The following is an 18,945-nucleotide window of genomic DNA, read 5'->3' as shown; positions in this document are numbered from 1 at the left end:
AAGTCTTCACTTACCCCTTTATTGTTCCGATGTATTGTCCGTTCTTGTATCGGAGCAGGGCCTTCTCCTGCAGGACTTCCGTATAATTCAATATCCGCCGGTCGGACTTTAACTGTCTTATGGATGCAACATCAGGATCGAAGGTTTTGCCTTTAGCGGGGGAAATGCTTATCTCAGGCGTAAAGGTGTTATACATAGACAGTACAACGTTTTCAAATCCGTTGAAGACAGAAAGAATAACGACGAGCGCCGCACTGCCCACAAAGACACCTAGTACCGAAATGCCGGAAATGAAATTAATGGCATTAAGAGACTTTCTTGAGAAGAGATATCTTTTGGCGATGTAGAACGGCGTATTCATTTATTTGGTGATCTCAGGAGACAAATGGATTGTACTTTTTTTCGTCGCCTATGGTTGTGTGCTGCCCATGCCCTGGATAAACAACGCAATGGTCAGGCAGTTTGAACAGCTTTTCTTTAATGCTTGCGATGAGTTGAGCGTAGTTTCCCCCTGGAAGGTCTGTTCTTCCAATGCTCCTGTAGAAAAGTACGTCTCCTCCAATCAGAAGCTGGTCCTTTTGGGAGTAGAAGCAAAGATGAGCGGGCGAATGGCCGGGAGCAAAGATGATCTCGAGCTCGGACTGACCAAATGATATTGTTCCTGCTTGTGGCAGGAACTGTTCAGGAAGAGGCGAAAGCTCATATTGAATACCCATCGGTACTGCAAAAGCAGACGCCGACTCGAGCAGCGGTAGCTCTCCCTCGTGAAAGAGCGGCAACAGACCGAATACGTCGCAGACGAACTTGTTTCCCAGGACGTGGTCGATATGGCAATGGGTGTTTAATAACTTAGCTGGTTTAAGCTTATTATCCTTTATAAAGTTCACCACCTCATTTTGCTCGTCGCCCGTGAGCATTCCCGGATCCACAATAACGCATTCTTTTGTCTCGTCAAAAAGGATATAGGTGTTTTCCTGAAAAGGGTTACATTGGAATAATTTAACCTGGATCATTTGAGCCTTTCTGTTTGTTCTTTTTGGTGCGTACTTCTTTTTATTGCCACTTTAAGGACTTGATCATCACGTCGATATCTTTCTTGACAAAGTTCAGAACGGGCTGAATGGAGTCTATCCTTGGCACTTCATTAAAATAGAGCGCTCCCCTCAGATAATGCCGGGTGCTGTCGGTAAGGAAGAACTGCACCGAGGAGGCCGTGTTGCCTTCAATGGTATAATATATTCCATAGACCTTCCTATCCGGATACGCAATCCTTGCTTCATCGATGGCTGTTGCTTTGACTGTATGTTTAAATGCAAAGGTTCTTGAGTCCTCTATGAGTTCATTAAAGGTTTTTTGCGAAGTAATGTCGTGATAACTGAGATGCAGTTTTGCATTAAAACCGGGATAGCTTACATTGATCCAGCATGGCTTGGCGTCGCGGGAGCTATCCTTCGTTATTATTGCGTAGGTGGGGTATTTAAATGAGTACGGGCAAGTGCCGCTGTACTGCTGGTAGCTTTTCTGGGGAAAGGTGATACGGAAATAGCCGCGGGGTTTCGGAGAATAATTGTCCTGGCACGAATTACACGAGGTAAGTGCGAATAACAGAATAGCGACAAATGCTATCAGATTTAATCGTTGTTCCAAATTTCCCATGACCGTTCCGCCTGCAGATGGAGCATCTCCTCTCCATTTTTAATGGTGGCGCCCTGCATCTTACCGCGCTTTAAAAACTCAGTTTCTGCGGGGTTGTAGATGAGGTCGTATAGTAAATGATCGCTTGTTATAAATTCGTAGGGTATTTCGGGAAAGGTATCACTTGCCGGAGAAAGCCCCAGGGGGGTCGTATTGATGATAACCAGGTGCTCCGAAATGATGCTCTTATTTAAGTCGGAGTAACTGATCTGCTTTCTCGATTTCTTTCTGGAAACTACCTTGTAGTCAATTCCCAACTTGCCAAGAACGTAGGCTACTGCTCTGGAAGAACCGCCGCTGCCGAGCACAAGGGCTTTGTTGTGATGCTTTTTCAGGAGGGGTTTCAGCGAGTTTTCAAATCCGTACGCGTCGGTATTGTATCCCTCCAGCCGAAGTTTGGTAGACGATAACTCTCCTGTAAAAAACGATTCGAGCGGTTTTTGTTTGATGATCTTGATACAGTTAACCGCATCAATTGCCTTAGCTGCCGGGTCAACCTTGTCAAGGTAAAACATCACTCCAATCTTGTGTGGGATCGTCACATTGAGGCCGCAAAGGTCGGGATGTGCTGACAAAAGCTTCTCAAAGTCGCTTAAATTCTCGATAGGAAATAAGTCGTAAGAACAGTCGGTTATTCCTTCTTTTTCGAATTTTGACTCAAAGTATTTCTTTGAGAATGAATGGCTCAAGGGATACCCTATCAGACCGAACTTCTTCATATTTTTGAAACCTGAGAAAGGCTAAATTGTGTTAATGAAATGATTAAATGTATCGCCCCTCAGGCCGAGGCGGATAGTTTCAAGCGGAATAACTTCCGCAGGAGCGATGTTTCCCAGATTAACATTTGCACCGATCAGCTTGATGAACCAGACCTGCTGACCCTTTTGAGGAGCTTCCCATATGATTCTTTCAGGCGGAATTTGGGTGAGAATCTCATCTATTAAGCCTTCTCTTACCTCTCCCGAATCCCGGTAAATCCCGACATTTCCGCTTTCACGCGACTCTGCTATCAGCTTCCATGACCCTGCTTCAATCTCGGCGGTCATCATTTTAATCCATTTATAGGGCGCGAAGATCTTCTGCGCATCCTTTGATCCTACCTCCGAAATGACCGTTACCTGAGAACTCAGGGTACTGATGTACTGACATTTTTCTTCATGCGGAATTTCGATAGATCCGTCTGATACTTCAGCGTACTGAAGTCCGTACTTGTCGAGTACCCTCCTATAGTCGTCAAATTGATTTCTGATTACAAAGGCTTCAAACAAAGTACCGCCGAAATAAACGGGAATACCGGCACTTTTATACACGTTAAGCTTATCTGTCAGGTTGGGAGTTACATAGGACGTAGCCCAGCCAAGTTTGACGAGGTCAATATGGGGGCCTGCTACTTCAAGCAAATTCTCAATTTCCCGAACACTTAAGCCTTTGTCCATCACCATTGTTAATCCGCTTTCACGTGGCTTTTCTGTCCGGGCAGGAATTTTCTTCAAATCGAAATTCATCATACGCTGCAAATCTGAAAAAAAATCCAATACTATTCTTACAGTACCGGATTTTATTTTTAACCTGTTTGCTAAGAACAGCTTAAATAAGATATTTGTTAATAATATCTATGATAATTTTATTGTCGTGAAGCTGGGGCAGATACTCGAATAATATCTCGTGCTTTGAAGGGTCAATCTTAAGGGCAAGCTCCAGGAAATTAAGGGCTTCGTTATATTTACCGGACGCAAAAAGATACGCCACGATGCGGTAGTACAGCTCGGCAGAGTCTGGATTGTTCTTGATAGCATCTGCGATTGTTTCTATGGCGCTATCAAGCTTGCCTTGCTCGTATAAGATCGATGAGTAATCAAGCCAGGCCTCTACGTCTACCGGGTTGAGCTCAATGACCTTTTCATACGCTTTCTCCGATTCATCAAGCTTCCCCAGCTTGTAATATGCATCGGCCATTGCGAACCAGTAGTCGGGATTACTATCGTCGAGTGCCAGGGCTTTCTTGTAAAAGTGGAGGGATTCGAAATACCGGTCTTCAAAATCAAGAGTTACCCCGATCCCGAACCATGCATCAGATAACTTGCTGTCCAGCTTTACCGCCTTCTTATAATATGACCGCGCCTCTTCCATCCGCTCCAGTTTCTCGTAACACTCGCCGATAGCACAATAGGTGTCTGCATTTGGCGGTTCGTATTCAAAAGTTTGCTTATAGACGTCAATTGCTTCGATGAACTTGTCCAGGTGAATCAGAGAATTCCCCTTGTTGAAGTACGCTGACGCGAAGTTTTCCTTGATCAGTATCGCGTAGTCATAGGCATCTATTGCTTTCTCATAAAGAGTCAGCTTGTGGTAGGCGTTACCCAGGTTATACCATGCGGCGTAGGAGTAAGGCTCGTTATCAATGTATTGTTTGTAAAACTGAATGCTTTCTTCTTGTTTGTCGAGAACATCGTAGCAAAAGGCAAGCTCGTATAATGCGTCCTGATTTTCCATGTTCTGTTCGAGACATTTTTTCAGGTGTTCAATAGCGCCTGCATAATCGCCAATGTTTTGGTACACCATAGCGATGAGCAAATAAATTTCATCGGTATTTTCAGCCAGTTGCAACGCTGTCCTGTAATTTTCCAAAGCCTCATCAGGACGGTCGAGTGCTTCGAAGATATTTCCGCGGATTAAATAGATATCCGCCTCTGATCTTTCCAGCATTTCTGCTTTATTGAGTGCATCAAAAGCGCTGTCAAGCTGGTTGGTGGCCACGAAGAGCTGAGCTTGCTTTATAAAGAATACTGCTGCAAAAGGGTGCTGGTTTACAGCATACTCCACGACCTGAAGGGCCTTTATGGGGTCGTTTTTTTCAATATAGTAGTCTATGATATTTTCGAATGCCTGTGAATCAAAAAAGTATTGATCCTGGTTCCGGATCATTTCTTCGTATCTTTCTACTGAAAACTTTGGATCTTCAGAGAATTCAAATTCAAAATCTTCTTCCATTAATCGTAAAATTTAAGAACGGCTTCTCTTACAGGTGTATTAACAGAACTAAAGGAACTCCGGAATTCTGTTTCAAAATAATTAAATTCGGAAAGCTGTTCTTTTTTTAGTTTTCAACATCCTGATGGAAAATGGTCAATTAACTAAAAAACAGCTGTGTAGCGTTTTGTTTTTGTTGATAAGTTAATTTCCTCCTCGCGGTACCGTTCCTGAATCTATAAATATCGTAAAAAATAAACGAAAATCATCATTTTCAACAGATATCCTCAGATATTTGCTGCGGCGCTTTGCCTGTACTTTACTCGTATATCTTAACGTTAATAAAAGAAAAATATATATGTCGCCAGGGGAGGTTAATTCAAAATGGTCGAAACTACAGGAGCGTATTGCTGTGGATTTTGACACAGAGAAGCCGGATATCAAAGTGATGCTTTTTCTGATCGGGGTGCAGGAACTGGGCAAGGGCCCAAGGAAGTTTTCCAAGCGTCAAAAGGAAGAGCTTATGCATATAGCGACCTGCCGGCTCTTCAGCGAGTTAGGCTTTTATGAGCTGGAAGGCCTTGATCAGGACGGGTGGCCGCACTGGCGATTAATAAAGCCGATTCCGAATTACACTTTACTTGAACAGGAGATGTTATTCAAGTCGCTGATCTTATCTTATTTTGACGAGTATCTGGTTAATTAATTATACTTTTCCTAATCTCCGTTTTTGCTATATGAGCTATTGCCGATCTGTTGGGACTCTCCCTGCTAAAAGAACATCTATATTCGCGGGAGTGCTGTCTTTATTCCTGATGCTTGCCGGCATCAGTGCATCTCCTTCTACCCGCGTGCTGCCGGATATTTTCGGGTTCCTGAAGAAGCCAAATAATCAATATGCCCGGATAAGTACAAGCAAGGGTGAATGTGTGGTCAGGCTATACAACGAGACGCCAAAGCACCGGGATAACTTTGTCAGGCTGGTGAAGAAAGATTTCTATAACGGTACGCTTTTTCATAGAGTGATCAGTTCTTTTATGATACAGGGAGGCGATCCGAATTCCAGGAATGCAAAACCCGGACAGATGCTGGGGGAGGGAGATCTGGGCTACAGGATCCCCGCAGAATTTAATCCGCTGCTTTTCCATAAAAAAGGAGCGCTGGCGGCGGCGCGGGACGATAATCCTGCAAAATCTTCGAGCGCTTGTCAGTTCTATATTGTGCAGGGCAGGACCTATTCTGATGATGAGTTAAATAATGTGGAACAGAAGAGGCTCGAAGGCCGTAAGATACCAGCGAGTCAGCGAAAGGTTTATCAGGTGATAGGCGGTGCTCCCTTTCTAGACCAAAAGTACACGGTATTTGGAGAAGTGGTGCGTGGTATCGACCTTGTAGATTCCGTTGCCGCTGTCCCGACTGACGGGAATGATCGCCCTCTTACTGATATCGCAATGAGAATAACACTCCTAAAAAAAGGAGGCAAGAAAGCTTGAGAAAGAGCTGGCTCAGGAAGCTTTTAAAAGCAGGTTAATTATGGGGGGGCCGCAGCGATAGGCCATGCATCCTTTTAACTCTTAGGCATGAGAATATCACGTTGGCGGGGCTGGCCCCGTACTGCCTTATAATCAATAGTAATGAAAATAGTTACTTATAATGTGAACGGGATCCGTTCGGCAATAGGAAAGAACTGGCTTGCCTGGTTACAGGCGACAGATCCCGATGTGCTTTGTCTTCAGGAAATTAAAGCTTCGCCCGACCAAGTGGCGGATCTTTTTATGTTTGAGCAGATGGGATACGAACACTATTGGTATCCTGCTCAGAAAAAGGGGTACAGCGGTACAGCGATCTTAACAAAACGGTCTCCCCTTAAGGTGGAGTATGGTTGCGGACATTGCGACTATGATTTTGAGGGAAGAATGATCAGAGCCGACTTTGAAGATGTATCTGTACTTAGCACTTATTTCCCCTCAGGATCGAGCGGTGATATGAGGCAAGAGTTTAAGTATCGTTTCCTGGATGATTTTCAACTTTACATTGACGAGCTGAAGCGTGAACGACCAAATCTTGTTGTTTCCGGTGATTATAATATCTGCCATAAGCCGATTGATATCCACAATCCAAAGTCAAATGCGAAGTCGTCGGGCTTCCTGCCTGAGGAGAGGGAATGGATGGACAACTTTGTGGGGAGCGGCTTTATAGACAGCTTCAGATATTTCAACCCTGATCCTCATCATTATACATGGTGGAGTTTCCGGGCTGGCGCCAGGAAGAAGAATCTGGGATGGCGCATTGATTACAACATGGTTAGTAAAGAACTGGAACCGAGGTTAAAGCGTGCGTCTATTTTATGTGAGGCGGTCCATTCAGACCATTGTCCTGTTTTGGTTGAGCTGGCTCCTGCCCAATAGTAGCTGCTGTTGTAATCTCTAAAAGTGCCAGATCGTTGCCGGCGTTACACAATGATTAAGAGAGATATCATGAGGTCCGGAGGCTATTATTGCTTCCGGCTCAAAAAAGGATACACCTACTTTTTCTACGTCAGGCCGGCATTCTGCCAGGAAACGGTCGTAAAAGCCTTTGCCATAGCCGAGCCGGTTTCCCCGCTTATCGAATGCTAATAAAGGGACAATAACCATATCTATGTCGCGGGGAGCGATCTCCTGCCCTGCGATTGGTTCGGTTATACCCCAGCTATTCACTGAGAGAGGCGTGGAGTCAGTCCACAGAATATGGGTGAGCGTATTGTGTTGGAGATTGCTTTTGGGGAGTACCAGCTTGACGGACGGATGATGCAGCCGGAGTTTTTCAGCGAGAAGCAAGGTGTTAAACTCGTGCCGGGCCGCGATGGGGTAAAAGATGTGCAGATATCGGACAAGGGAAAGCGGCATTGTAAGGAATTGTTCGACGATCGAAGTACTCAGGGAATCCACATCGTCCCTCGTAAGTGCTTTTCGTTTGTCAATATAAAGCTTCCTGAGTGCCGCTTTCTCTTCCATTGCTAAATAGAAAACGGCCTTAAATCTACTTTAAGACCGTTTTAACCTAAACTTTTAACTTATATGCAGTACTTACTTTACCCGTTCTATGTAGTCGCCGGTTCTTGTATCGATGCGTACCTTTTCACCCTGGTTGATAAAGAGGGGCACTCTGATCTCCACTCCTGTCTCCACTGTTGCATACTTCATGGCGTTGGTTGAGGTATCACCCTTTACCGCTGGCTCCGTGTAAGTAATCTCCAGTTCAACGCTGGTCGGAGCCTGTGCCATGATCGGCTCATCGCTCTCGAATGCTACGATTACATTCATACCTTCTTTCATGAACTTGGCGGCCTCTCCAAAGAGGAACTTTGGAATGTTGTACTGCTCGTATGTGTTATTATCCATTACCACGAAAAAGTCGCCGTCTTCGTAAAGGTACTGATAGTCATTTGTCTCTACGCGGCAGATTTCCACTTCCTCGTCGGTGCGGAAACGGTATTCAACCAGTTTTCCCGTCTTGACATTCCTCATCTTTGCCTGATAAAAGGCTCTCAAGTTGCCAGGGGTGCGGTGTATGAATTCTTCCACCGTTACCAATCCGCCGTTGAAGCGCAAAACGTTGCCAAGTTTTATATCTGAAGCTTTTGCCATAAAAAATCTTTGGATTACAGGCGGCAAAGATAATATATTTTTTTCAGATTGCAGCCGATGCACTTTAGGCGCCGGAGAAACCCTTCATGATACCCCGATTTGAGTTTCTGATAAAATCGAGAATCTCGTCGCGAATTTCAGTCGGCTGGCGTTCCGCTTCTATAATATCTAGTGCGGTTGTAATGTTGTATTTTTTGACAAACAGCGTGCGGTATATATCCTGGATCTCGTTGATCTGCTCAGAAGTAAAACCTCGGCGCCTTAGTCCTACAGAGTTAATGCCAACGTAGGACAAGGGCTCGCGTGCTGCCTTGACGTATGGAGGAACGTCCTTCCTTACAAGGGAGCCGCCCGTCACAAAGGCATGAGAGCCTACCTTGCAGAACTGATGGATGGCCACCAAGCCGGCGAGCACTACATAATCACCGATGGTAATATGCCCTGCCAGCGTGGTGCTGTTCGAAAAAATGCAATTGTTACCAACAAAGCAGTCGTGTGCAATATGACAATATGCCTGAATCAGGCAGTTACTTCCGACTACGGTTTTCCACTTGTCTTTTGTTCCCCTGTTAATGGTTACACACTCTCGTATGGTGGTATTGTCGCCAATTTCTGCGGTGGTTTCTTCGCCCGCAAACTTAAGGTCCTGGGGGATTGCTGAAATCACAGCACCAGGGAATATACGGCAGTTTTTGCCAATCCGCGCGCCATCCATGATGGTTACATTGGGTCCGATCCATGTACCTTCGCCAATTTCAACGTTCTTATGAATGGTAACAAAAGGTTCTATTACCACGTTATCGGCGATCTTTGCCTGAGGGTGTATATATGCAAGGGGTTGGATCATTGCTCTTCGTTTTTAACTTTTACAATCTGTGCCATCAATTCAGCTTCTACTACAACTTTTTCACCAACCATACCTACACCTTTCATTTGTGCAATGCCGCGGCGGATCGGAATCATAAGGTCGCACCGGTATATCACCGTATCGCCCGGGGTCACCTGGGCTTTAAATCGTGCATTTTCTATTTTAAGAAACAAGGTAAGCCAGTTTTCAGGGTCAGGAACTGTATTCAGAACCAGAATTCCTCCTGTCTGTGCCATTGCTTCTATATGCAGGACTCCAGGGAAAATCGGTGAGCCGGGGAAATGGCCTCTGAAAAAATCCTCGTTCATCGTGACATTCTTCAGTCCGACCACATGATTCTTTGTGAGCTCAAGGATCTTGTCCACCAGCAGGAATGGTTGCCTGTGGGGAAGTATCTTCATGATCTGGGTGGTATCGTATACCGGCGTCATATTAGGATCATAGACTTTAACAGTCTTCTTGCTGCGTTCCTTTTTTATTTGCGCCTTTATTTTCTTTGCAAATGCAACGTTGGCAGCATGGCCGGGCCTGGCCGCCATGATGTGCCCTCTGAGCGGCGTACCGACCAAAGCCAGATCTCCGATCATATCGAGCAATTTATGGCGAGCCGGCTCGTTTTGATGGCGAAGCTCGATGTTGTTCAGGATGCCTTCGCGTGCAACGTCGATATCCTCGCGATGGAACAGGGTGGCCAGGTGCTTCAACTCATCTTTGCTCACTTCCTTGTCGACTACAACTATCGCGTTATTGAGGTCTCCGCCCTTAATCAGATTATGTTCCAGCAACATTTCCAGTTCGTGCAGGAAGCAAAAGGTTCTGCTTGATGCTACCTCCTTTTTAAATTCTGAAATTCCTGTGATGGCTGCGTGCTGACTTCCCAGAACGGGAGAATTGTAATCGATCATACAGGTGAATCTGTAATCGTCTTCCAGAGGCATCGCTACCATTTCTACCCTTCTTTCGGGTTCTGTGTAATGAATGTTGCTGGGAATTACATAATATTCTCTGTCCGCATCCTGTTCAACAATTCCCGCTTTTTCAAATGCTTCAATAAAATGGATGGAGCTGCCGTCCATGATTGGAGTTTCAGGGCCGTCGAGCTCGATCAGGACATTGTCTATCTGAAGGCCGACAAGTGCGGCCAGGACGTGTTCTACCGTGCTCACGCTGGCACCATTCTGAGAAATAGTAGTACCGCGTGAAGTATCTGTTACGTTGTCTACATCAGCCTCAATGACGGGCTGCCCCTCTACATCTATACGTTTGAATTTGTATCCATGGTTTTCAGGAGCGGGTTTAAATGTCATGTTAACAGGCTGGCCTGTATGCAGACCCGTGCCTGAGACCGTTATATCCGCTTTTATAGTTCTTTGTTTAACATTCATGTCCTGATGCATGTATCAACTGTTTTTATTTAAGTTTTCCTGTAATTTCTTTTCTAACTCATCGAGCCGGCGCTCCAGGTCAGGCAGCCGGTTAAAAATTACTTGTGCCCGGAGCTGGTTGGTATAATTGGAAAACGGAGTACCCGCCCACTTTTTCCCCTCTTCCTCGATTGAGCGATTTATTCCAGACTGCGCCTGTATTTGACTGCCCCGGGCAATGGTAATATGTCCCACTACACCTACCTGGCCGCCAACAATGCACTGTTCTCCGATCTTCGAGCTTCCGGAGATGCCTGTCTGGGCAGCAATAACTGTATTCGTCCCGATCTCCGCGTTGTGCGCTATCTGGATCAGGTTGTCAAGCTTTACGCCTTTTCTGATTATTGTAGAGCCCATTGTAGCACGATCGATAGAAGTATTGGCGCCAATTTCGACATCGTCTTCTATGATTACATTCCCAATCTGGCTGATCTTGTTATAGCTGCCATCTGCCTGAGGCGCAAAGCCGAACCCATCACTTCCGATAACCGTCCCGCCATGAACGACAACGTTTGAACCGATCTTGCAGTCGTAATAAATCTTAACGCCGGGGAAAAAGGTACAATTGTCTCCGATCTTTACATTGTCGCCTATGTAAACCTGGGGGTATATTTTACAGTTATCGCCTATCACCACGTTGCTCCCGATGTAGGAAAAGGCACCAACATATGCCTCAGTTCCAACTTTTGCTGTCGGGTGGATGAAAGAAGGCTCTTCTATGCCTGTCTTATTTAGTTTAAGTGTATTGTACTTCTCAAGAAGTACAGAAAAAGCACTATAGGGATCCTTCACTCTGATGAGTGTTGGACCGACCGGAGCAGAAGCTATAAAATCCTCGCTTATAATGACGATCGAGGCCCCTGTCTGATAGAGGTAGGGCTCGTATTTGGGATTCGCCAGAAAAGACAGAGAGCCGGGACCAGCCTCTTCAATTTTGGCCAGCTCATTTACTGTAACGTCCGGATTTCCATCCACATTTCCATTCAGTAAAATTCCGATCTGTTGGGCAGTAAATTGCATCGGGCAAATTTATATGTTATTAATTTATGAACAAATTTGAAAAATATTAGTTCATCTCTGAGCCAATATCCTCTTTTTTAGTAACATTGAGCTCACGCGGATAACATAGAATGTATTTTTTTACTGTCTTCGCCAGCGCCTCAAGCGTTGAATTGTCGGAGGCCAGGGTGATATCTTTGACATCTCCGTCCTTGGTTAGAATGTTAATGTTTCCGTCGTTAACGTTGTATGCATTATTTATTATAACGTCAGTGAATACGAAGTAGTGTACTTCCTCCTGCCTGATACCAAAAGTCTTAACGGCGAGTTCTTCGAGTTTCCTTAGCCTGTCTTCTCCTATGGGGACATTGCTTATTTCTGTTTTGTATAGTCGTCGTTTAACCAGGCTTTTGCAGAGGTATGAAAGAATTAAATCGTCAGCACCGGCCCAGACCTTCACCGATGTATAAATGTCGTAATCGTCGAGCGAGGAGAAGCACTGAAGGTGAGCCGGGTCACGCTCGAAGTCTTCCCTTGTAACAGATCTGGTTAGGAAATGCCGAAAGTTTGGAGTACAAAAAAGTTCAACTCCTGTGGAGACAAGATATTTAGCGCGACGGAGAATTGCCACCAGCATGTGCTCTGCCGAGACCGCGGCTTTATGTAAGTAAACTTGCCAGTACATCAGCCGTCTGGCGATGAGAAACTTTTCTATCGAATAGATTGCCTTTTCTTCGACAACCAGCTGGTTTCGGCGGACGTTAAGCATTTTAATGATCCTGTCGAAACCGATGATACCCTCAGATACACCTGTAAAAAAGCTATCGCGGCTTAAGTAATCCATCCGGTCGCAATCAAGCTGGCTTGATACAAGCTGGTGAAGGAATGGTTTATCATACCTATTATTGAAGATCTCAAGCGCCAGTTGAAGGCCGTTGCCGAATTCCTTGTTAAGATTATCCATGAGCAGAGAAGAGATATGCTCGTGCGAAATACCCTCTACTATGGTATGTTCCAGTGCATGTGAGAAAGGACCGTGACCAATGTCGTGCAAAAGGATCGCAATATTTACAGCCTCCTCCTCTTGTTTTGAAATGTTATGGCCTTTTCCCCGCAAGGTCTCTATTGCCATCCCCATCAGGTGCATTGCACCCAGAGCGTGATGAAAGCGGGTATGGATAGCGCCGGGGTAGACCAGGTAGGCCAGCCCCATCTGCTTAATGTTTCTAAGCCGCTGAAAATAGGGGTGCTCAATGAGCTCGAAAATGATGCCCGCCGGAATTGTAATGAATCCGTAAACAGGGTCGTTGATTATTTTTTTCTTGTCCAAGATAAATGTTCCCGCCGCAAAAATTGTTATTTTTCCCCAATACAAAAAACCGGTTCGTTTGTTAAAGGTTGTTTGACTACAGAAAACGACAAATTTCATTTCTAAAATGGCTGAAACCACTATACTTTGGGCGGATGATGAGATTGATTTTTTAAAGCCCCATATCATGTTCCTTAAGGAAAAGGGTTATGACGTGAAGACCGTAACCAACGGTAATGACGCACTTGACGCTTTTAAGTCGGGATACTTCGATATCGTTTTTCTCGATGAAAACATGCCGGGCCTCACAGGGCTGGAAACGCTGGCTGAAATTAAAAATCTTAATCCTGACGTACCCATTGTCCTTATTACCAAAAACGAGGAAGAGCACCTGATGGAGGATGCAATTGGCTCCAAGATAGACGACTACCTGATCAAGCCAGTTAACCCCAGGCAGATCCAGCTGACAATTAAGAAATTAACAGAGAATAAACGGCTCATCAGTGAAAAGACTTCGATGGCCTATCAGCAGGACTTCAGAAATCTGGGGATGACCCTGAATGACAACCTGAGTTTCAGGGAGTGGACTGATGTTTACAAGAAGCTTGTATACTGGGAACTGTCGCTGGAAAAGCTGGAAGACGCAGGAATGCACGAAATTCTTACTATGCAGAAGGCCGAGGCAAACGTCCAGTTTTCAAAGTTTATAGAGAAGAATTATTTAAAGTGGCTTAAAGATCCGGAGAACGGACCTGTACTGTCGCACCAGCTATTAAAAAAGAAGCTCTTTTCAACACTGGATGCGGGCAGGCCTACTTTTTTATCCTCATTGACAATTTGCGCTACGATCAGTGGAAGGTGATCAATTCCATTTTGAACGACAGCTTTCGGGTCGAGGACGAGGATACGTATTATAGCATTTTGCCTACTGCTACACAGTATGCCCGTAACGCCATTTTTTCTGGGTTGCTCCCCCTCGACATGGAAAAGAGGTTTCCGACGATGTGGCAGAATGATGAAGATGAAGGCGGCAAAAACTTGTTTGAGGAGCAGTTCCTTGCAGATCAGATCCAGCGGGTATTAAGAAGGGAACTGAAATATTCTTATAACAAGATCTTGACGTACGAGCAGGGGAAAGAGCTGGTAGACAACTTCAATAATCTGATGGGTAATGAGCTTAACGTAGTTGTTTACAATTTTGTTGACATGCTCTCTCATGCACGGACAGATATGGCAATGATCCGGGAACTGGCAAACGATGAGGCAGCATACCGGTCGCTTACCTTGTCATGGTTCATACACTCACCTCTGCTTGAGCTTTTGAAGAAGCTGGCTCAGAAGAATATAAAGCTCGTGATTACAACTGATCACGGAACCATACGGGTAAAGCACCCGAGCAAAGTAATCGGCGACAGGAATACGAATACCAATCTTCGGTATAAGCAAGGGAAGAATCTGAACTTTGCGGGAAAAGAGGTTTTCCATATAAAGAATCCTCATGAGGCTTTTCTGCCTAAACTGCACGTCAGTTCAAGCTTCATTTTTGCTAAGGAGGACAGTTATTTTGTTTATCCTAACAACTACAACCATTTCGTTAATTATTATAACGAGACTTTTCAGCATGGGGGAATATCACTTGAAGAAATGATCGTTCCCTACGTGGTGTATAGTCCCCGATAGGGTATCAACGAGCGACAGGAAGGCAAAAGAAACAAATTATAATCTTTATGTACTCCTGTTACTCTGTCTTATTTTTGTACAATGGAACTAAGGATTTCACATCTGGGCGAACTACCTGCTGTTGCACGTGAACTTATCTTATTTGCAGGAGACGCCAGGGTGTTTCTTTTCTACGGAGAAATGGGAGCGGGTAAAACGACACTTATTAAGCAGTTGTGCGCATTACTCGGCTCTGAAGATACCGCCTCGAGTCCCACGTTCTCTATCGTTAATGAGTATAAGTCAGGAGGAGGTGTTATCTTTCATTTTGACTTTTATCGTTTGAAAGATGAGAGTGAAGCGATGGATCTGGGATACGAGGATTATTTTTATTCAGGAAATTATTGCTTTGTAGAGTGGCCGGAGAAAATTCCGAACCTGCTTCCGGAGAGTTATGTTGAAGTGGCAATTACCGTTGACTTTGGTCTTACGCGGATAGTAAGGGTTGACAGGGTCGGTATTTAAAGGTTTTAATTTTTAATGAACGCAACTTAATAGACCCAATCTAATGATGAGTGAATTGTCTGACATTGCGAAGCAAGCGTTGATACAACCGCAGGAGGCAATGCTGGAAACTAAAACGAGAAAAAACAGCATTGCAATAGGGATTCCGAAGGAGACGTCTTTCCAGGAGAATAGGATTGCACTTACCCCTTTATCCGTTGCGCTGCTCGTAAATAACGGACATAAAGTAACGATTGAAGCGGGCGCCGGACTGGGCGCTAATTTCTCGGATAAAGATTACAGTGAACAAGGTGCTCATATTATATATGACAAGAAGGAAATATTCCGCTCGGATATAATTGTTAAGATCGGTCCTCCTACACAGGACGAAATAGCGATGATGAAGCCGTATCAGGTCTTGTTTTCAACGCTTCAGATGGGATCTTTAAAAGCGGAGAGCCTGGAAGCAATGATGAAGAAAAAGATCACCGCACTTTCGTATGAATACTTAAGGGACGAGGGCGGTATCCTGACAGTCATTCGTTCTATGAGTGAGATAGTTGGGGCGACATCTATCCTAATCGCGGCTGAATATCTGAGCAATGTGTTTGATGGAAAAGGGCTGATGCTTGGCGGCATTACAGGAGTTCCTCCCACAGAGATTGTTATTCTGGGAGCAGGTACTGTTGCGGAGTATGCGGCGCGGACAGCAATAGCGCTGGGCGCTGAGGTAAAGGTTTTTGATAGTTCTATTTACCGACTTCGCCGCCTGCAGAATAATATCGGGAACAGGGTATTTACGTCGGTGATACAGCCTATTGTTCTTAATAAGGCAATTACCAGTTGTGATGTGGTGATAGGCGCAATTCGCTCGCTCCATGGCAGGAGCCCGTGTATCATCACAGAGGAGACCGTGAGTAAAATGAAACCTAATTCTGTGATTATCGACGTGAGCATTGATCAGGGCGGATGTTTTGAAACTTCCAGGATAACCAATCATACTCATCCGGTTTTCCGAAAATACGACGTCATCCACTACTGCGTGCCGAATATAGCCTCGAGGGTGGCTCGTACGGCCACTTATGCTTTAACCAACATTTTTACGCCAATTTTAATGGACATAGGAGAAATGGGGGGAATTATGAACGTCATTTGGGAAAAGCCGGGGATCAGAAATGCAACATATCTCTATCAGGGTCACCTGACGAATAAGGACCTTGCCGAGCGGTTTAATATTCCTCCCAGAGATCTCGAATTGCTGATCATATCCCACAGATAGGAGCTGTGCTGCATGTGGCAGCTGTTTTATACAAAATCTTAAAACACTTTTACTTTTATATTTCTTTCTTATGATGAAATATAAAATGTATGCGTTTAGATAAGCAATATTTTAAGGATCTGGGGCATGTGATTATTGGAGCAGGAAAGGCGTTTGGCGAAGACAAGGCAATGAAGTACAGCGGGTCTCTGGCCTATAGTACGGTTTTCGCATTATCTCCGCTGCTTGTGATCATTATCTCGGTGGCAAGCTTATTTTACGAGAAGGGTGACATCCAGGGTAGGGTATTTAGAGAGATTGGAGGACTGGTTGGCCCTGAGGCAGCAATCCAGCTTCAGCTGCTTATCCAAAAGAGCGCCTTGTCTGGAAAATCCACGCTGTCTCTCGTCATTAGTATCATCGTCCTGTTAATAGGTGCGTCCGCTATTTTTACCGAAATACAGGATACATTGAACATTATCTGGAGGGTTCGACCAAAACCCAAACGGGGACTCCAAAAGCTTATCATCAACAGGGTGCTTTCATTCTCAATGATTATAAGTCTCGGTTTCCTCCTCATTGTCTCTCTCATCATCAATGGCATCGTTGCTGGTATCAGTGACTACCTGCAAAGGTTCGTTCCGGAAGTCACAGTCATTTTGGTTCTCGTGTTTAACGTTATCCTGACGTTCATAATAATAGCTTTGTTGTTCGGAATCATTTTTAAATTCCTTCCAGACGTACGGATCTCGTGGAAGGATGTGCGTGTTGGTGCATTTGCGACGGCTTTGTTGTTTATGCTGGGCCGGTACCTGATCGGACTTTATATGCAAATTGCTGGCACAGGCTCCACCTTTGGAGCAGCCGGGTCAATCGTCGTTATTCTTACCTGGGTATATTACACTGCTGCGATACTCTATTTCGGCGCGGAATTTACGCAGGTTTACGCTGAGAAGTTTGGGACTGCCATACGACCATCTCCGTATGCTGTCCATGTTGTGCAGACCGAACAAGAGGTGGATGTTGATGAGCTGCCGTCCCGGGGGCATTGCCCTGAAGATAGCCGGGAAAAGCCGGGTGATTCGGGCAGCGTATAGAAGAGAGCCGCTCCTATTTCTGTTTATCTGCGTAACCAAAGACCCTTTGCAAGAGGGTTGTAGGACGGGCAGCAATATTCTGCCGGATATTTAGTTCTTCTTTTGCAATTTCTGAAAAGAGGCCGTCAATAGCCCTGCCGGTCACATACCCAGAAAGGTCCGGATCTATGTCTTCTACCAGAGGTATTTTGTTATATCTGGAAACCACATCGCCCCAGTACCTTGTAGCTCCCGCCTGCCCCAGGCTTTTCTGAATAACAGGGCGGAATTTATCGGACAGCTGGGCATATGTGACCCTTTTAAAATACTGAGTGGCGGCGTCGTTTTGTTTCCCTAGCAAAATATTGGTTGCGTCGGTAATCGTCATCTGTTTTATTGCCGATATAAAGATCGGTTTAGCTTCCGCTGCTGCACTTTCTGCGGCTCTATTTACACTAATTATGACGTTGTCACAAAGCTGATTAAGCCCGAGCTTGCGAAGTGTATTTTCAGCTTTTTGAGCCTCAGGCGGAAAGAGAATCTTTAGAGCCTTGTTGCCCAGAAAACCGTCTTTGGTATGCAGCCTTGCAGTACTATTGTTCGTCCCAGCCTCAAGGGCCTGTTTAAGACCCAAGGCTATTTCTGTTGCCCCAGGCACTGAAAGACCTTGATTTAATACCTGGGCCGTTTGGTTGAGCGTTTCGCAGCTGGAAAGGCAAAGCGCCGCAGTCAGCGAAAATAGAATACAGGAATATCTCATTAACTTTTCTTTTGCCATCAGCAAATCTTCTGCCAAGATAGTAACTATAGCTGGTCTGCCTTCAATTTTAGTCCGCATTTCAGCCCCCGGGAAGTAATTGTTCGAAAAGCGGGTAAAAATAATTATTATTGAAGTGTGGAAATTCGATGCCTTTGCATCTAGTAAGAGGGATGTTAACACATCTGGATAACGATTTTATAGAAACGTCGCCTTGAAGTTTATCAAAAAGAATTATTATCGCCCCGGTGAAGATGAGTCGGAGTTGCTGGCTGGCTTCAGACGAACAGGCAATCTTGAGCTTCTGGGCCGTTTATATCAGTCGTATATGCCGTTGGTGTATGGATTGTGCCTTAAATATCTTAAAGACGAAGATGCAAGTAAAGATGCCGTCATGCAAATCTTTGAACAGCTGATTGACAAGTTGCAGAAGCATGAGGTGAACAGCTTCAAGAGCTGGCTTTATACCCTGACACGAAACTATTGTCTAATGGAGCTTCGGACTCATTCAAAAGCAGTTTTTATTCCGGCGGAAGACAGCTATCTGGCAGGGTATAGTGGAAGCGATTTTTCTATAGATGAAAGCAATGAGAAGGCATTGAATGTGATGGAACGCTGTATGGAGAGCTTACCTGAGGAGCAGCGCATAAGCATCAATCTTTTTTACTTGCAGGAGAAGTGTTATAAGGAAGTGTCAGAAATCACCGGGTTTGACATGAATAAGGTCAAGAGCTATATCCAGAACGGCAAGAGGAACCTTAAGATTTGTATGGAGAAGAGAAGTGGAAACGAATAAA

General features: G+C 44.9%; 20 protein-coding genes and 1 pseudogene. 8 read left to right on the top strand and 13 right to left on the bottom strand.

Features of this window, described 5'->3' with window-relative positions; all coding sequences use genetic code 11:
* Positions 1-10: 10 nt before the first annotated feature.
* The 6 genes from ACES2C_RS05735 to ACES2C_RS05710 form a co-directional block, all read right to left on the bottom strand.
* Positions 11-361, bottom strand: coding sequence for a hypothetical protein (locus ACES2C_RS05735; protein ID WP_374166037.1), 351 nt, complete (start codon positions 359-361; stop codon positions 11-13).
* 13 nt (positions 362-374) lie between these two features.
* The gene (locus ACES2C_RS05730) at positions 375-1,013 is read right to left on the bottom strand and encodes an MBL fold metallo-hydrolase (RefSeq protein WP_374166036.1); all 639 of its coding nucleotides are present in this window, start codon (positions 1,011-1,013) and stop codon (positions 375-377) included.
* A 40-nt stretch (positions 1,014-1,053) separates the two neighbouring features.
* Positions 1,054-1,656: a gliding motility lipoprotein GldD gene (gene gldD / locus ACES2C_RS05725; protein ID WP_374166035.1), complete on the bottom strand. Its 603-nt coding sequence runs from the start codon at positions 1,654-1,656 to the stop codon at positions 1,054-1,056.
* Positions 1,632-2,414, bottom strand: coding sequence for a shikimate dehydrogenase (locus ACES2C_RS05720; protein WP_374166034.1), 783 nt, complete (start codon positions 2,412-2,414; stop codon positions 1,632-1,634). The genes gldD and ACES2C_RS05720 overlap by 25 nt, the downstream gene beginning before the upstream one ends.
* A gap of 21 nt (positions 2,415-2,435) precedes the next feature.
* The gene (locus ACES2C_RS05715) at positions 2,436-3,200 is read right to left on the bottom strand and encodes a phosphosulfolactate synthase (RefSeq protein WP_374166913.1); all 765 of its coding nucleotides are present in this window, start codon (positions 3,198-3,200) and stop codon (positions 2,436-2,438) included.
* An 82-nt stretch (positions 3,201-3,282) separates the two neighbouring features.
* A complete protein-coding gene (locus ACES2C_RS05710) occupies positions 3,283-4,686 on the bottom strand; it encodes a tetratricopeptide repeat protein (RefSeq protein WP_374166033.1) in 1,404 nt (467 codons plus the stop codon).
* Between the two features lie 337 nt (positions 4,687-5,023).
* Here ACES2C_RS05710 and ACES2C_RS05705 point away from each other — a divergent pair, with 337 nt between their 5' ends.
* From ACES2C_RS05705 to ACES2C_RS05695, 3 genes are all read left to right on the top strand, one after another.
* Complete coding sequence (locus ACES2C_RS05705; RefSeq protein ID WP_374166032.1) at positions 5,024-5,371, top strand: hypothetical protein; 348 nt, start codon at positions 5,024-5,026, stop codon at positions 5,369-5,371.
* Positions 5,372-5,402: 31 nt separating this feature from the next.
* Positions 5,403-6,158 carry a peptidylprolyl isomerase gene (locus ACES2C_RS05700; RefSeq protein ID WP_374166031.1) on the top strand — a complete coding sequence of 252 codons (756 nt, stop codon included), beginning with the start codon at positions 5,403-5,405 and terminating at the stop codon, positions 6,156-6,158.
* A 141-nt stretch (positions 6,159-6,299) separates the two neighbouring features.
* Positions 6,300-7,073, top strand: a complete 774-nt coding sequence (locus ACES2C_RS05695) for an exodeoxyribonuclease III (RefSeq protein WP_374166030.1) — start codon at positions 6,300-6,302, stop codon at positions 7,071-7,073.
* An 18-nt stretch (positions 7,074-7,091) separates the two neighbouring features.
* On the opposite strand, the gene ACES2C_RS05690 is transcribed toward ACES2C_RS05695, so the two are convergent.
* From ACES2C_RS05690 to ACES2C_RS05665, 6 genes are all read right to left on the bottom strand, one after another.
* Entirely contained in the window at positions 7,092-7,661 is a 570-nt protein-coding gene (locus tag ACES2C_RS05690) for a 5-formyltetrahydrofolate cyclo-ligase (RefSeq protein WP_374166029.1), read from the bottom strand.
* A 72-nt stretch (positions 7,662-7,733) separates the two neighbouring features.
* Positions 7,734-8,294: an elongation factor P gene (efp, locus tag ACES2C_RS05685; protein ID WP_374166028.1), complete on the bottom strand. Its 561-nt coding sequence runs from the start codon at positions 8,292-8,294 to the stop codon at positions 7,734-7,736.
* Between the two features lie 64 nt (positions 8,295-8,358).
* Positions 8,359-9,141, bottom strand: coding sequence for an acyl-ACP--UDP-N-acetylglucosamine O-acyltransferase (gene lpxA, locus ACES2C_RS05680; protein ID WP_374166027.1), 783 nt, complete (start codon positions 9,139-9,141; stop codon positions 8,359-8,361).
* A complete protein-coding gene (locus tag ACES2C_RS05675) occupies positions 9,138-10,547 on the bottom strand; it encodes a bifunctional UDP-3-O-[3-hydroxymyristoyl] N-acetylglucosamine deacetylase/3-hydroxyacyl-ACP dehydratase (RefSeq protein WP_374166026.1) in 1,410 nt (469 codons plus the stop codon). The genes lpxA and ACES2C_RS05675 overlap by 4 nt, the downstream gene beginning before the upstream one ends.
* A gap of 15 nt (positions 10,548-10,562) precedes the next feature.
* A complete protein-coding gene (lpxD, locus tag ACES2C_RS05670) occupies positions 10,563-11,606 on the bottom strand; it encodes a UDP-3-O-(3-hydroxymyristoyl)glucosamine N-acyltransferase (protein WP_374166025.1) in 1,044 nt (347 codons plus the stop codon).
* A 46-nt stretch (positions 11,607-11,652) separates the two neighbouring features.
* Complete coding sequence (locus ACES2C_RS05665; RefSeq protein WP_374166024.1) at positions 11,653-12,915, bottom strand: HD domain-containing protein; 1,263 nt, start codon at positions 12,913-12,915, stop codon at positions 11,653-11,655.
* Between the two features lie 106 nt (positions 12,916-13,021).
* Here ACES2C_RS05665 and ACES2C_RS05660 point away from each other — a divergent pair.
* The 4 genes and pseudogenes from ACES2C_RS05660 to ACES2C_RS05645 all read left to right on the top strand — a co-directional run bounded on the left by ACES2C_RS05660 (position 13,022) and on the right by ACES2C_RS05645 (position 17,412).
* A pseudogene (locus ACES2C_RS05660) lies at positions 13,022-14,574 on the top strand (PglZ domain-containing protein).
* Between the two features lie 81 nt (positions 14,575-14,655).
* On the top strand, positions 14,656-15,078 hold the full coding sequence (gene tsaE / locus ACES2C_RS05655; protein WP_374166023.1) for a tRNA (adenosine(37)-N6)-threonylcarbamoyltransferase complex ATPase subunit type 1 TsaE: 423 nt from the start codon (positions 14,656-14,658) through the stop codon (positions 15,076-15,078).
* A gap of 46 nt (positions 15,079-15,124) precedes the next feature.
* Complete coding sequence (locus ACES2C_RS05650) at positions 15,125-16,336, top strand: alanine dehydrogenase (protein WP_374166912.1); 1,212 nt, start codon at positions 15,125-15,127, stop codon at positions 16,334-16,336.
* Positions 16,337-16,425: 89 nt separating this feature from the next.
* Positions 16,426-17,412 (top strand): YihY/virulence factor BrkB family protein, encoded by a 987-nt coding sequence (locus ACES2C_RS05645; protein WP_374166022.1) that lies wholly within the window; start codon positions 16,426-16,428, stop codon positions 17,410-17,412.
* Positions 17,413-17,425: 13 nt separating this feature from the next.
* Here ACES2C_RS05645 and ACES2C_RS05640 read toward each other — a convergent pair whose 3' ends face one another.
* Positions 17,426-18,151, bottom strand: coding sequence for a DUF4197 domain-containing protein (locus tag ACES2C_RS05640; protein ID WP_374166021.1), 726 nt, complete (start codon positions 18,149-18,151; stop codon positions 17,426-17,428).
* Positions 18,152-18,362: 211 nt separating this feature from the next.
* On the opposite strand from ACES2C_RS05640, the gene ACES2C_RS05635 reads away from it, so the two are divergent.
* A complete protein-coding gene (locus ACES2C_RS05635) occupies positions 18,363-18,944 on the top strand; it encodes an RNA polymerase sigma factor (RefSeq protein ID WP_374166020.1) in 582 nt (193 codons plus the stop codon).
* Position 18,945 lies beyond the last annotated feature (1 nt).

The sequence above is a fragment of the Arcticibacter sp. MXS-1 genome (assembly GCF_041902385.1).
Taxonomy (GTDB): Bacteria; Bacteroidota; Bacteroidia; order Sphingobacteriales; family Sphingobacteriaceae; genus Arcticibacter.
Note: the sequence above shows the minus strand (reverse complement) of the source record. Positions and strands in the feature narration are given on the sequence as shown.